This is a genomic window from Paenibacillus sp. FSL H7-0716, from assembly GCF_038002705.1.
GTDB lineage: Bacteria > Bacillota > Bacilli > Paenibacillales > Paenibacillaceae > Paenibacillus_AQ > Paenibacillus_AQ odorifer.
The window spans coordinates 64,784-78,987 of sequence record NZ_JBBODA010000009.1; the positions used below are offsets into that span (position 1 = coordinate 64,784).

Here is a 14,204-nt window from a genome sequence, read left to right on the forward strand (position 1 = left end):
AGAGAATGCATGGTAACAGTCAAAATGAAACGGAAAGAATAGCTATCAAATCGGTGTTATACTATTATTTTAATAAAGAACTCCTTCATTATTTTCCTTTGAAAAACGGTAGCGCAAATAAAATATGGCAAGTAACTGCAAACGATGGAGTTTATGTGCTCAAGATGATGGGAACATCATGTAGTGCTGATTTTATCGAATACCAAAATTGGTTATCAAACTCGCTTGTGCGTCACCAATTCCCGTTTCAGCCAAATACAACAAAAAGGGGCGGAGATGTCATCGTTTCTTGGGATCAGCAATTTTGGCAACTACGTCCTTTTTTGAGTGGGAGATCCCATCAACTGGGTCATAAAGAAGATCTATATCGGGTCATTAACACGTTGGTTGACTTACACAGTATGAAGATAGATGAGAACTGCCATTTTTATTCTGATTCTTTTGTGAATTACTGGAGTGAAGGTGCTTTGGAACAGTACGCATTGGTTGAGGAAGAGCTTGGGAGATATTTCACACTGCAAGATGTAAAGCAATATTCGAATCTGTTCAGAGCTATTATCAATAAATTCGAAGAGTCAAGTTGCCTGGATTTATTTCGTCAATTGCCGAAGGTGGTTACACATGGTGATATACACAGTCATAATTTTTTGATGGGTGAAGAAGGTGTCATTGGAGTTATAGATTGGGATCAATCGGGTATACAGCCTAAAATTCTTGATACGGCAAGAAGTGTGTATATTTTAAGTCGAATAGGGCATAACGAGTTTGCGATTAATAAGGATTTCGCTCGTTTTTTTCTTCATGAATATAATAAAAGACTTCCTTTCCTTAAGGAAGAAATGGACTTATTTCTCCTGCTGATTGAAATGTCATTTGTACCTAGATTAGATAATATTAAGTTATTGCAGGTCGAAAAGTTTAAGTGGTTTATTGATTGGGCATATCGGGGGGCTCTATCCGTAAATTCCCAACTAGAAGGTACTGTGAATGAGCTGAGATTACAACTAAGAAGCTCGTAGTTGCAAAGGAGTGATGAATCATGAATGTATTTATATCCTATTTCCAGACCCGATTTAATTCAATAATGATTTACCGTTCAGCGGCGATTTTCGGATCGATTACCCAAATATTTTGGGGTTTCTTTCGAATATTCATATTGTATCAATTTACTCTAGGGAACATCGGCGAATCGCCCATGGCTTCATCTTCAATGATTACATACATTTGGCTAAATCAAATATTCTTTGCCATCGTCCCTTGGAATGTTAATCATCAGGAATTCGACCTGGTTAAATCAGGAAATGTTGTTTATGAACTTGCGAGACCCATTAATTTGTTCAATCTATTATTTTCAAAGACGCTTGCCTGGCGATTGGCCTCCAGTGTCATTCGCATGATTCCAATCCTTATTTTTGTAATCATCGTGTTACCTCTGATTGGTTTTGGAAGCTACGGTATTGCATTCCCTTCAATCGAAAGTATCTTTTTATTTATTGTAAGTATCTCGTTGTCCTATTTGTTAAGTAGTGTAATAACGGTATTTATCTATGCAATTACCTTTTTCACGATTGAGGCTAGCAACTTTGTTGGTTTTATTAACACAATGGCCTATGCATTATCCGGATTAATCATACCTTTGGCTTATTTTCCGGAAAAAATTCAAACTTTTCTCAATTTCCAGCCATACAAAAGCGTTCTTGATACACCAGCGATGATTTTTACAGCAGAGTACTCCGTTAAAGAAAGCATGATGTACATATTGGTTCAAGTCGCCTGGGTAGTATTCTTTACTTTAATTAACCAAGTAATGATAAAGAAGGGAATCAAACAATTAGTAGTTCAAGGTGGTTGACTAAAGGGGGGGGCAGTATGAGAGATACATTTCGATTGTACTTTGAAATTATTAAGTTGAAAATTTCTACGCAGGGCCAGTATCCCTTAAATGCGGTAATTGGATTTCTCAACCAAATATTCGTATTTGTCTTTGAATTTTGGGCTATGTGGGCGTTGTTTAATCGTTTTGGTTCCATTGATAATTGGGATTTTATTGAGGTGCTTATACCCTTTGGAATTATTAATTTGTCCTATGCGATCGCAGAAACATTCTTCAGAGGCTTTGAAACCAATATGTCCCAGTTGGTTCGAGATGGAGAATATGACCGGTACTTATTGCGGCCACGGGATACGATCGTACAAATAAGCGCTTTTCATTTTCAATTTGTTCGTTTCGGAAGGGTACTCCAAGCTGTCATTGTATTAATTATCGGGTTAGTTCTCAATCATGATAAAATCCAGGGAATAGAGTGGTTGTTGATCCTATTTGCTGCTACTGGTGGTTGGGCATTGTTTATTGCGCTCTATATTCTTACTGGAATTATTATTTTCAAAATCGTGGAAAGACCGGAATTTATGAATTTATTAATACAGGGAAGCGTAACAACCATGCAATATCCCAAAACCATTTTTCCTAAATGGATTCAAAGCGTGTTTACTTTTATTATCCCGGTTACCTTTGCTACCTACTACCCCGTAGCTGCAATCCTAGGCAAGGATAGTTCGTTACCTTTCATATTGAGTTGTCTGTCTCCAATTATTTGTTACCTGTTTTTAATCCTTACGATCATCTTGTTTAAGAAAGTTGAGAAAACCTATATTTCAACAGGAAGTTAAATGTCTTTAAAACTTACAACAAGGATGTGTAATGGAAAGATGGCTTATATAGAAGTTAAAAATGTCAGTAAATCCTACAGAGTTGCTAAACACAACAAAAAGAGCTCCTTACAATATCTCAAATTTTTATTAAAAAAAGAATATTCGGATGTAGAAGCGGTAAAGAATATAAGTTTTACACTGAATAAGCAAGATATCGTAGGTTATATTGGTCCAAATGGTGCCGGGAAGAGTACCACCATAAAAATTCTTTCAGGAATACTGCGGCCAGATGAGGGTTCGTGTACTGTTGGGGGAGCGGTTCCATGGGAATCGAGAGCTGAATATGTTCAGGGAATTGGTGTTCTCTTTGGTCAACGCTCCCAGTTGGTATGGGATTTGCCCCCGATAGAGTCATTTAAGCTGCTTTCCCGGTTGTACAAGTTAAAGAAAGAAGAATATGAAGCCTCGCTACATGAATTAGTTGATTTATTGGAGTTAGAAGAACTGTTGTATACTCCCGTTCGCCAACTTAGTTTAGGACAAAGAGTTCGTTGTGAATTGGCCGGTACTTTCCTGCATAACCCAAAATTAGTCTTCCTAGATGAACCTACCATTGGTATTGATATTGAAATGAAGAAGAAAATACATCAGTTTATTAAGGATATCAACCAAAGAAGAAAAACGACAATTTTTATAACAACACATGACCTTGACGACATTCAATCCTTATGTAACCGCTTAATCATAATTAACAAGGGTGAGATTTTTTTTGATGATTCTCTGGATAATTTATTCGAGAAGTTTTTTGTTGGTAAAAAAATTCATATTGATTTTGCGAATGATGAAGAGATTGATATTCCTAAAGGGACAAGGATTTTAAGCAAAGAAGGAAAAAAAATTACAATTCTAGTAGAATCTCGTGATATTCAGGTCAGCCGCTTGATAAGTGAAATATTACAGAAACACGATGTGCACGATATTTATCTTGAGAAAAATAATATTGAGGATGTTATTTTGAAAATCTATCTTGAGATGAGAGGGGAGAAACTCCAGAAGAGGTGAGATGAAATTCGTTTTAAAGGAGATGCTTTTTATGAAAAAAGTGGATCTACATATTCATACCACAAAATCAGATGGTGTATATTCCGTAGGGCAAGTTATGGAGGGAGTAAAGCGCAATAAGATTGGGATAGTATCATTTACCGATCATGATTTCCTTCATTCAGTAGATGACATTCAGCCTTATTTACCTGAAGAGACTATATATATTAACGGAGTAGAATTCAGCTCCCGTTTTAACGGAAAGGAAGTACATATTTTATGTTATGGATATAAGGAAGACGGCGAGGAAATTCATACATTAGTAAAACAAGTACACATAAGAAAAATGACGAATGCAATAAAATTTTGTCGCTATCTCGACAAGCATGATGTTTCAATCAAGTTGACTGAAATTAATCAAAAATACGGAAACTCAAGAATCGGATCTATTTGTAAAGAGATGATTTCAGTCGGATACATTTCCAATGAAAATGATTTTTTAAGTAAGTATTATGAAGAATTTAAACATTATCATTTTCAACAAGACGTCACTGTTGAAGAAATTATTCATGTAATTAAAAAATCTGGTGGTATTGCAGTGCTTGCACACCCGATTCGTTACAGTAATGATATCAAAGAAGTAACGAGCATTTTGCAATACTTAAAGAACCTTGGTTTAGGCGGGATTGAAGCTTATCATCCGTTGCATACTCCCGATCACCAGAAAGAATACAATAAATTGGCCCTACGATATGAATTGTTCGTGACAGGAGGAAGTGATTTTCATTACGGAGCAATTGATGAACGGCTAGGTACCTCTTGGAATAGCGGAATGATTCCATATCAAGTTATCATTCCGCTAATTACTCACATTAAATCGTATCATTCCAAGTAATGCATCTAGCTCTACCCCTTTGTGGAACCCCGATCTCTTTGATATCCACTGTGGCGTATGCCCCATAGACCGATTTGCTGTTGTGGAATGTCCGATCGTATCGGGATGATATTGCCGTGCTTGTAGCGCCAGGGTAGAGTACAATTCAAGCACATTGGGGGCTGATTCGATTCAGGTGCCACGAGCAAGGTTCTTGTTCTCACGTTCTTTATTACGCAGTTTTTATTCTTAGTCTTGTTGCTTATTCGGTAACTCCTCTGTTGGCCTGCATACAGGCTACACGCTAGGATTCCACTTGCTCGACAAACAGGCCTATCGTTCGACAATACTCGGACAACTCAATCTCACTTAACGACTACGTCTATATAACTAAGGAAAACTTATTTGGGTACTCCATTTATCTGATTATTTTTCGCCACTAGGCACAACTAGTCCGTTAGCTCGTGCTTCCTTTTTCCACTAACAAAGGTTCCCTTCGGATAGTCCGCTGTCCCTCGTAATCTGACTTATGGATTCATTTTTCGGGAGCCACATTCTCCCTTTTTATCTACAATTCATTCTATTGAGAGGTACGACATCTATTGTGACACGGGGGACTCTCGTCGTCCTCATTGATCCGTAATTCCAAACTCACCGAGTTCTCTATACTTCCTTTTCATACTTTCAAAAGATATCTATTTGCGATTCCAAAATTAATTATGATTTTAACATAGGTTCACTTTTCCGCTAAGTGAAGGCGTACCGCCTCTATCTTAGTCTCATACGAATGCTTTTTAAACCCTTGTCCCTTGATTGCCATAAAAAATACACCTCCTAGAATTAATCGGACAAACCAGGGGATTATCCAATGTCTATTCTAAGCAGTGTACTTCAAAGAAATTAGGGGCTTTCTGAAGAGGTCCTTGAAAAAAAATCAGATCTATTTTAACCTGCATTAGTGAAACTACTGTAACGAGGTGGGTGGCGATATGGCGAACTTCTCGTAATGTGCCGTTTGACGCTTTGTGACTTCTCCTATGCGGATCTGAGCGCCCGGCTGTTCAAAGCACTTGATTACATCTAGATCATCAAGAAGGCCCTGGATGGTATACTTATTAAATAAAACTTGATCCTGTCTATGCTTTTTCAGATAAGAAAGATAAATTAATGCAATAAACTCTACAAATAACTTACCATCAAGACTTACATCAGAAGAAACGGATAAGCGACGAAGGTTTAAGCGTTCATTAAGGTTGCCAAAGGCCTGCTCAAAAGGTTTTTGTTGCGATAAATCTCTAGAGCTTCAATCGGATCTTTGATTTCATTACTAATGAAGGCGAATTAACCATAATTCAACTTAGCTTCATCCATGGCATGCTGCTTAGCCTTGGCTTTTGTACCACAAACGGGCGTCGTTTTGATGTCTAAGTACTTGGCATAAAGTTTCTCATGATCTGGACTTCTTTTTCCGCTTTCAATCTCTTCTTGAAGTATGCTTTTTCATTTGGTCATAACCCGCATCCAGCATGAAAAAACGAGGCTTAAATCGTTGACCAGTTAGCTTCGTGTAGGTCCTTAATTGCCATCGTTCACATGAAGCAGGTGTAACCTTTAGGGCAATCGAAAGTTCACTCTTCATATCGAGGGCCAGATGCAGCTTATAGCCGTACCACTTCACTTTGTTGCCAACCGTATCTAGTTTGACTCCTCAGTTGGCATTGCCTGTAAGCTCGCTTTTTACGTTTTGGTTCCTTTTTCTCATAGGCATGACTGGCTGTGCTGTCCATGGCGACATGAGTTCCGTGAATGATTTCAGATTTCTGACATTGAGTCACGAGGTCCTCAAACAAGCGTTGTCCGATACCTTTTCGAGTCAAATCGGCAAATACACAACTTAAGGTGGCTATGGAGGGTGCCGAGCGATCCAGCCGAAGCACACATTGGTAAGGTCGAATTCGAGTCTGCGTTGTAACCCAGTAAATGTATCGATGTTCTCTAAGGGAGCCTTGAGTAACGCGCGAATAATGCCTTGACGAGACGACAGTACCCCTCGAATCCACGGGGTGAAGAATTTCTCAAATCTTTCGCTTAGGATCGTAAGTCAGGAGCATGACCGATTGTAATATAAAGTGCGTCAGTTGCTAAGAGAATAAAAAATAGCCCATGACTGATTCGTGTATAATGAAGTTACCACACCACCCCTACACATGGAGAATCAGAACATGAACTACACTCATTTTATCATAATCGAACGTAGTCAGCTAGAAATCATATATCGTTTGAAATGGACCAACCGAGCGGTATGTTTCAAGACAATCTATCGAGCTCTATGCTAGACACATTGTTGTAGGAGAAAAGTGCGGAAACATAAGGGTAAACGGCGTAAGCCCATGGAGACACGTGGACGCTTTCTCGGTGAGAAACCCATTAGCCAGCGTCCTAAAGAGGTGCGGAAACCAGAGTCTTTTGGACATTGGGAATTGGATACAGTCGTCTCCAGCCTAGAAAAGAGCCGAGTCAGCTATGGAAAACTAGAAACCTTCATGCTCTAGATGTCTACTCTTCCTAGCAACGAGGATCTAACGAAAATGGAAATGGACTTCTTAGAGAGTTTTTCCAAAAAGGTCATGACTTTGCGCAGGTTACCGATAAGGAACTTGCTCATGCCACCCTTCTCATTAACCAACGCCCTCGAAAATGTCTAGGTTGGAAATCCGCTCATGAATCTTTCATGGACCATGTGTCGCACTTAGCTTGAAAAACTGTCCTCAAAATTCTTTTACACAGCAAGGGCTTAGTTTAATGCAAAATGCTTATATAAAAATTCTATTCTAATATTTAAATTTCTTTTATGCGTTAACTTATTAGAAATAGCCTTATCAATTGTTGCAATCTATTCTATTATTCAATGCTGAATTTTTTAATATTGTCGTCGTTTATTGACTAGAGTTGAATATATATAACTTGTCCTTGTCCTGAAATCCCAAGTTAACAAAGTTTTTAAGAGAATATCTTTGATGGCAACCTATAGATTTATTCACACTAAGTTAGGAGGCGGAAACAAATGATTTTGGAAAAAAAATTACCAGTGGTACAACCAATAGTTGATGGTTATTCGCATTATGGAAGTGTGTTTTCGATTATTGCTACCAATGGAACGTCATACATCCCATGGTTCCTAAGTAGATTTTCTCAGTTATATTGTCAGCCAGCGAAAAACTTTTTCATTAACATGGATGAACCTAATTGGTTCCCAGACAAGACAAACTTTTGCCCATTTCTAGATGTAAATTTAGTAGATAAAGGTCTGATCAATAAGATGGGATCAACGATAATAGATTCCATTATTGAACTTATAAATAATAATTACTATCTATTTATGGTTGTCGAGCAAAAACATATTCCTGGTTCATATGGATTTAATAAATATTCATTTCCTCACGATATCATGATCTATGGCTATAATCTGAATCGAGAAATATTATATATAGCAGATAACTTTAGTGGAAAATACCAATTCAGTGAATGCTCGTTTACCCAGTTTGATCTAGCTTATCATACCCTCGATAAAGCTAGAGATCGTTTAGATTCGAAGATTTGTTTATTAAAGAATAGATCTGATAGATTTGAAGAGTTCGATTTAATGCGTGTTGTTGATTCAATTTATGGATATTGGAAGAGCTCATCTCCAGAGCAGCGTTCTTCCAATTGGTCGTCTGCTTTTGATGGTTGTGTAAAAGGAATAGAATCCTATGAAGTAGTAAAGGAGTATCTCAACTTATTATCTAAAGGAGAAGTTAAGTACGACATTCGACCATTCCATTCTTTATGGGAACATAAAAAAATAATGATAATGCGTCTTGAATATATGCAGAGAAATGGTTTACTAAAAACAGATCATACTATACTCAATTCTTACAAAAATATAGAACAAATGTCATTGATCCTCCGAAATTTAATTTTGAAGTATAATTTAACCCAAGATCATTCAATTCTTACAAGGATGAGCTCAGAAGTGGATAAGATTGTCTTTGATGAGCATAAAATAATACCTGCAATCTTAAACAATATACAAAATCCTGAATATAAAAAAGATAATAAAGTTTTCGGACTCCAAATGGATCACAAACTAAGATGGTCACTTTCTTGACTGGGTAGCGTCAAGAAGTTTGTGTAAGAGAGTAGAAAGTAGCTTCTCGGGTATTTGTTAGTAGGTGTGGATTTTGAGACGGGGGAACCCCGCCTCAAAGAACAAGGGGATCAGGCTGTTTATTCCCGCCCTGCCTACACCGAGTATCGGGCTACAAACATCTCGTTCAGCTTCTTCTTAACCTCCGGATCGCCGAAGCCGCGGATCACCCGTTCGCTAAATCGTTCATTGTAATCCATTACGTCGTGGTAGACGATTTTCTCTGCCGCATCCATATTGGTGAGACTGTTCATTGGCTTCAGGTGCTTTCGGATTTCCTTGTTCATTCGTAGATCGCTTCTTTCACAAGTATGGGATACTTGTAAAACGTTAGCAAGGTGAATAGTTGTTCTTCCCAAGACTGCATCTCTTTCGGGTACGGCTTTCCCCATTTCGCCTTCACGGTGTTAAAAGCAGCAAGCGACAGATCGTGGTCCTGCGTGGTGTAAATCGTCTTCAGATCCTCAATGACTTCTGTTTTGTACTGAATCCGGATCTTCGGAAAGGTAGCGTGAACCTTGTGGACAATATAGTGCTACACATCGGCTTTCGGATAGGTCTCCTGGAACACGGCATCGAGTCCTGGCAGTCCATCAAACACGCCCAGCAAGACTTTCTGGGCTGCTCCAGGGTCGTAGAGGTCTTTCACAGCACCTCAAGCCAGCCGTTTGCGCGCTCCTAGCCACCTTCGCAAAAGCAAAGGATCTGGCGGTGACCGTCTTCGTCGATACCCATGGCGAAATAAACAACTTCACCACACACGGTGCTACGCTTGAGCTTCACGTACAAACCGTCCAGATAGATCAAGGAATAGCGTTTGTTTAACGGGTGCTTCTGCCACTGGTGAATGTCGTTAAAAATCTTATTGATACCAAATCTGCAGCTAATTCGTTGGGCAGCAAATATGGTGGGAAAGTAGTTGAGGCGAGCGGGGATGGTTGGAAAGTTACTAACATTGCTAATCCCCTTTCAAAGAATCAACCTATTATGATAAGGGTAATGAATGCAGGTTCTGGAGGAAGAGACAGTGCTTACTTCAGAGTGTCTGTAGGAAATAAAGGTACTCTTACACTGGAGGGCAAACTGTCAAGCGACATGGCATCTACACATATCAATTTAACTGATAATTATTTAGAACAAATTCAAAATATGAATATCAATTATGTGAAAACAGGTGGGAAGTAGGAGGTGAAGACAAATTGGATAAATTGCAGGATTACTTGAACAGACTATGGTCAGGCATTATTGAGAAGCAGGTTATTGATTTATTCAATCATTTTATCTTGTTTGAGATTAAAGTGATAGATAAGGGTGCGACTACTTTTCACCAATTAAAATTTAATAATGTTAAAGCACTTTATTATTTAAACGATCAACCTCCTTATGAACCAGAAGAGGATGATTATTTAGAATTAACCTCTATAACATTTGAAAAAGAACGAACAAAAGAAATAAAGGTAAGTTCAACTTCGAAGGAATATTCTCATTTAACATCAAAACCTAATTTTTTATTAGAGATTTGGGGGAGAGAGCTTTTGATTGAGACATCAAGTGTTGAAATCAATGGTAATTTGTTCGAAGTAGGATTTTCAACATAATAATCTTTATTCTATGCCATGAGGGATATATGGTTGTATATCCCTCATGGTTTTTTATTCCGCCAATCCTGTGCCGAATGGACTAAATTGGTTCTCTTACCTATACCTATCTGTCATATTCCCACGAAAATTTTTTTTGAATTACTTGTGCATATAAAAAAACTAATATTATCCTCATTATCAAAAGCCCTATGAACGTGTTGGTGGACACATGATTCCCCAGATGCCAGCATGGTGGAGACACAGTCTCAGCTAGATGGACTAGAATGATTCGAGAGGTACAGTTTTTTTCGAAAGTAATCATTGTGCAGTTGGGTGTTGTGACATCGTATCGTGTCCACAACTTCAAGATGATATGAACAAACTCCGAGGTCAACATATTGTGTTTCAAAGGCAGTTATTGCTAAAGCGAACGGGAAGGTACGGAGAAAAGACACTGATTAAGTTAAGTGAGGGACTTAACCATAAGTTAAGACAGAAAGCGTGTTTCCATTTTATCGGGAACGCGCTTTCTGTGTTGCTACCTAGTGAAGATAAAACAACAACGAAGGCTATTAATTTTAATCCTCTCTTATTAAATTCAAATTAATCTTAGGGTCTGATTTAGGATCTAAATTGAGATCATTGGTTCATTAAATATATCTGTGAAAAAGGCTTCTGACCCAATAATCAGACATCTTAAGTAGTCAGGGATTTTGCATAGTTATAAAGGTTGAATAAACAATGAATTTGCTCAAATTAGGTGTTAGATCGTCCTGGTAAAATTCAAAGAGCGACAGCCATAAACGAGAAAAAAAAGCCAAGACTGCCCCTCATTGATTGATATATTGTTCTCCGTTAGATTTTTTTTGTTGATCCAGTATGAACTTGGTATCAAAGTTGCTACCTCAAAAAAATGTTGAAATAATTCATTTGATGAAGGTTCTGGGAATATGACAGGTTTCGACATTTTTATCAATCATCATAAGGTAATATATATATTAGAAATTCACTTACTAGTTCAGGTCATAAATATACATAAGGAAGAGATCGCTATGATTGAGATTAAAATGTTTCCAGCTTCATATGGAGATAGCTTTTTGATATCATGTATTGGGGATACAAATACACATATTATGGTAGATATGGGTTTTTCCACTACGTATGATAATTATATTAGCAAAGAGATTCAAAAAATAGAAGCAGATGGAATCTCATTATTAATATTTACGCATATTGACGAAGACCATATATTAGGCGGTATTAGATTTTTTAATAAAAATGGATATGCAGGTACATCAGGTTCTATTGATATAAAAGAAATATGGTATAACAGCTTTCGACATGTTCAATTTCACAAGACACAAAATGAAACTGGAAATTCATCAAATGGAGTTATTGAAGATCTTTTAAAAAAAGGACATCCTAGAGAATTAGGAGTAAGAGAAGTATCTGATGTTGGTTATCAACAAGGATCAACTCTTGGATCATTAATATTAAAAAATGGGTATGTAAACAACTGGAATAGCTCATTTGAATATGGAGCAGTGGTTGTCAATGAAGAAATATCAAACAGTTATAACATTAATGATGAGGTATCATTAACGTTATTATCACCTAATCTTGAAAACCTTGAGCTACTTGGTCATGAGTGGGAGAAGAAGTTATCTTCAATAGGCTATGAGAGTACTGTTCAAAGCGATCAATTAATGGATGATGCTTTTGAATTTTTTATGTCTAATCTTCAAATGGAGTTGAAGAAAAGGAAAGTTAACGAAGTGTCTTCAATTAAAGAAAGTGTAGAAGAGATTGCAAAGAAAAATTTTGAACCTGATAAAGCTGTGGTTAATGGAAGCTCAATAGCATTTATATTAGAGTTTAGAGGGAAAAGTCTACTCTTTTTAGGAGATTGTCATCCAGAAGTTGTTGAGTCCAATTTAAAGAAAATATTAAAAAAAACAAACCAAGAAAAAATGTGGTTTGATGTAGTTAAGGTTTCTCACCATGGAAGTAAGCATAATACAAGTGTTAGTTTGCTAAAACTAATAAACTCAAAAAAATACCTCTTCTCAACGAATGGTAAGGGAAAGAACTTTAGTCATCCTGATATTGAGACTATTTATAGAATAATAACAACGGATAATACACTGGATAAAGAACTTATTTTTAATTATAAGCCCTTTATGATTCTTAATAAATTTAATGACGCTAGTTTGATGGAAGAGTTTAGTTATAGTATTGATTACACTAATGATTTAGTTCAAGCAAAAAAAGAGGTTCCAACAATAATACATGTTCGTTAAACGAATACGAGGAGGAAGGTTCTCATAGTCACAGCCAAACATTTGTACCACATTACTGCAAAAATTATATGTGGGAGTCAAGGGACAGCGTTCTTAATAAGCGAAAATCGAGCAATTACAGCAAGACATTGTGTTAAAGAGTATATAAGCAACGATGAGCCGATAGAACTTGAATTCTATGCTGGAAGTGAAAAATCTATTATTAAAGGAGCAAAAGTAGTTGCCGAATCTATAGAACATGACATTGCACTGCTAGAAATTGATGGGAAGATAGATCATATTCAAGAGTGGCTATCACTTGACAGTAATAATTATGAAAGCAAAGAAGATGAATGGGAAACCATGGGTTATCCTAGAGAATGGAATGTCGAGGAAGAAGGGAGTACATATTGCTATTTGATTGGAAATTTGTATTTTGATAGTAGTTTTGATGACTCTAAAACATATGATAAGCAATTAACAAGTAATTATATCAAAGATGAATGGCCTTATGGTCTTGCTGGAATTTCTGGTGCACCCTTGATAGTTAACAATAAAGTCACGGGAATCATTATAAAGGAAGAATACAGTGCTGTGAAGAGCCAACTTAAATCAGTTAGTTTTTATAAGTGTGCGGAGTTTTTACTACAAAATGGTGTTGAGATTGATTCCTCTATAGCAAATACAAATGAATTTTTAAAAAAAAGATTACAGTTACAAAAGAAAGTTTGCACCGATCTTTTTAATAAGCTAGATCATTCCTTATTACATAATGAAATTAATATGAATATTGACTTTTACTACTTAAAATATAATGATTCTGGTACTAAAAAAGTGGACGAATTAGCTAATCATTTGGCAGCAGTACTAAATCAATATGCATGTGATTTAACAGATTTAGCTAGTGCATCTAGTGATCTTAATAAACATTTGGATATTTACAAAAGGATAAATAAATTAGTTGCGGAGATTCATGACGGTGGAAAGCTAGGATCGATGCTTCTCTGGATGTTAATAGAGGGAATTTTAGAGATGCCCAAAATGTACACAAGAATTAGGAATGGTAGATCATCTTCAAAACTTAATTATGTTTCTAATGATGTACATGCTGGTATGAAGAATAGCCAATTAGTTTTATTTATTGGTGGTGGTATTTTGAATAAAAGCTTCGAAACAGGAATTTCGACATTAATACAGGAATTAGAATCAATTGTTAATTTAGAAGGTGATATCCTATTCTATGATCAGTATTCATACGATAATTTAGGAAATGGTCCATTAAAGAATTTAATCGATAATTTTTATCAGTATCGGGAATGGAGCCAAGTTGGTGTAGAACTTACGGTATTTACTGGATATGATTCTGATCTTCTAATGATGCTTGAAAAGGATGGGATGAATGGTCCTCTTATCGAAAAGCAATTGAGTCACTATTTTATTGAAGAGTTTAGTAGGAATCATGAATTTATTTGTAAACAGTTACTTAATACTAGTGATGTAAAAAAAATAAAAATAAATTGGTTTTTACTCCCATTTAATGAAATTTCCGATTTTGAGAAGCTACTTATTTCAAAACTTGTCTAGAAATG

11 protein-coding genes and 3 pseudogenes are annotated in these 14,204 nt (G+C 36.6%); 11 read left to right on the forward strand and 3 right to left on the reverse strand.

Features of this window, described 5'->3' with window-relative positions; genetic code table 11:
• The first annotated feature begins 5 nt into the window (after positions 1-5).
• The 5 genes from MHH60_RS14120 to MHH60_RS14140 are packed head-to-tail and all read left to right on the forward strand — an operon-like array spanning position 6 to position 4,588.
• Entirely contained in the window at positions 6-1,019 is a 1,014-nt protein-coding gene (locus tag MHH60_RS14120; RefSeq protein ID WP_076133536.1) for a phosphotransferase, read from the forward strand.
• 20 nt (positions 1,020-1,039) lie between these two features.
• Positions 1,040-1,852, forward strand: coding sequence for an ABC transporter permease (locus MHH60_RS14125; RefSeq protein ID WP_076133535.1), 813 nt, complete (start codon positions 1,040-1,042; stop codon positions 1,850-1,852).
• Between the two features lie 17 nt (positions 1,853-1,869).
• Positions 1,870-2,670, forward strand: a complete 801-nt coding sequence (locus tag MHH60_RS14130) for an ABC transporter permease (protein WP_076133534.1) — start codon at positions 1,870-1,872, stop codon at positions 2,668-2,670.
• A 39-nt stretch (positions 2,671-2,709) separates the two neighbouring features.
• A complete protein-coding gene (locus MHH60_RS14135) occupies positions 2,710-3,714 on the forward strand; it encodes an ABC transporter ATP-binding protein (RefSeq protein ID WP_179088854.1) in 1,005 nt (334 codons plus the stop codon).
• A 31-nt stretch (positions 3,715-3,745) separates the two neighbouring features.
• Complete coding sequence (locus MHH60_RS14140; RefSeq protein WP_143766628.1) at positions 3,746-4,588, forward strand: PHP domain-containing protein; 843 nt, start codon at positions 3,746-3,748, stop codon at positions 4,586-4,588.
• A 943-nt stretch (positions 4,589-5,531) separates the two neighbouring features.
• Here MHH60_RS14140 and MHH60_RS33275 read toward each other — a convergent pair.
• A pseudogene (locus MHH60_RS33275) lies at positions 5,532-6,058 on the reverse strand (IS1634 family transposase); the annotation flags it as partial.
• Positions 6,042-6,206: a hypothetical protein gene (locus tag MHH60_RS14145; protein WP_440941439.1), complete on the reverse strand. Its 165-nt coding sequence runs from the start codon at positions 6,204-6,206 to the stop codon at positions 6,042-6,044. The gene MHH60_RS14145 and the pseudogene MHH60_RS33275, both read right to left, overlap by 17 nt.
• Before the next feature lie 661 nt (positions 6,207-6,867).
• Here MHH60_RS14145 and MHH60_RS33280 point away from each other — a divergent pair.
• Together MHH60_RS33280 and MHH60_RS14155 are read left to right on the forward strand one after the other, a co-directional pair.
• Positions 6,868-7,325: pseudogene (locus MHH60_RS33280) on the forward strand (transposase); the annotation flags it as partial.
• A gap of 306 nt (positions 7,326-7,631) precedes the next feature.
• Positions 7,632-8,717 carry a hypothetical protein gene (locus tag MHH60_RS14155; protein WP_076133530.1) on the forward strand — a complete coding sequence of 362 codons (1,086 nt, stop codon included), beginning with the start codon at positions 7,632-7,634 and terminating at the stop codon, positions 8,715-8,717.
• A gap of 134 nt (positions 8,718-8,851) precedes the next feature.
• Here the strand turns inward: MHH60_RS14155 and MHH60_RS33285 are convergent.
• Positions 8,852-9,617 (reverse strand): annotated as a pseudogene (locus tag MHH60_RS33285) (IS256 family transposase); the annotation flags it as partial.
• Here MHH60_RS33285 and MHH60_RS14175 point away from each other — a divergent pair.
• From MHH60_RS14175 to MHH60_RS14190, 4 genes are all read left to right on the forward strand, one after another.
• Positions 9,600-9,941, forward strand: coding sequence for a hypothetical protein (locus MHH60_RS14175; protein WP_143766627.1), 342 nt, complete (start codon positions 9,600-9,602; stop codon positions 9,939-9,941). The pseudogene MHH60_RS33285 and the gene MHH60_RS14175 sit on opposite strands and share 18 nt — an antisense overlap.
• A 14-nt stretch (positions 9,942-9,955) precedes the next feature.
• Positions 9,956-10,354, forward strand: coding sequence for a YxiG family protein (locus tag MHH60_RS14180; protein WP_076133528.1), 399 nt, complete (start codon positions 9,956-9,958; stop codon positions 10,352-10,354).
• Between the two features lie 1,034 nt (positions 10,355-11,388).
• Complete coding sequence (locus MHH60_RS14185; protein ID WP_076133683.1) at positions 11,389-12,636, forward strand: MBL fold metallo-hydrolase; 1,248 nt, start codon at positions 11,389-11,391, stop codon at positions 12,634-12,636.
• A 42-nt stretch (positions 12,637-12,678) separates the two neighbouring features.
• Positions 12,679-14,199 (forward strand): Hachiman antiphage defense system protein HamA, encoded by a 1,521-nt coding sequence (locus tag MHH60_RS14190; RefSeq protein ID WP_076133527.1) that lies wholly within the window; start codon positions 12,679-12,681, stop codon positions 14,197-14,199.
• Positions 14,200-14,204 lie beyond the last annotated feature (5 nt).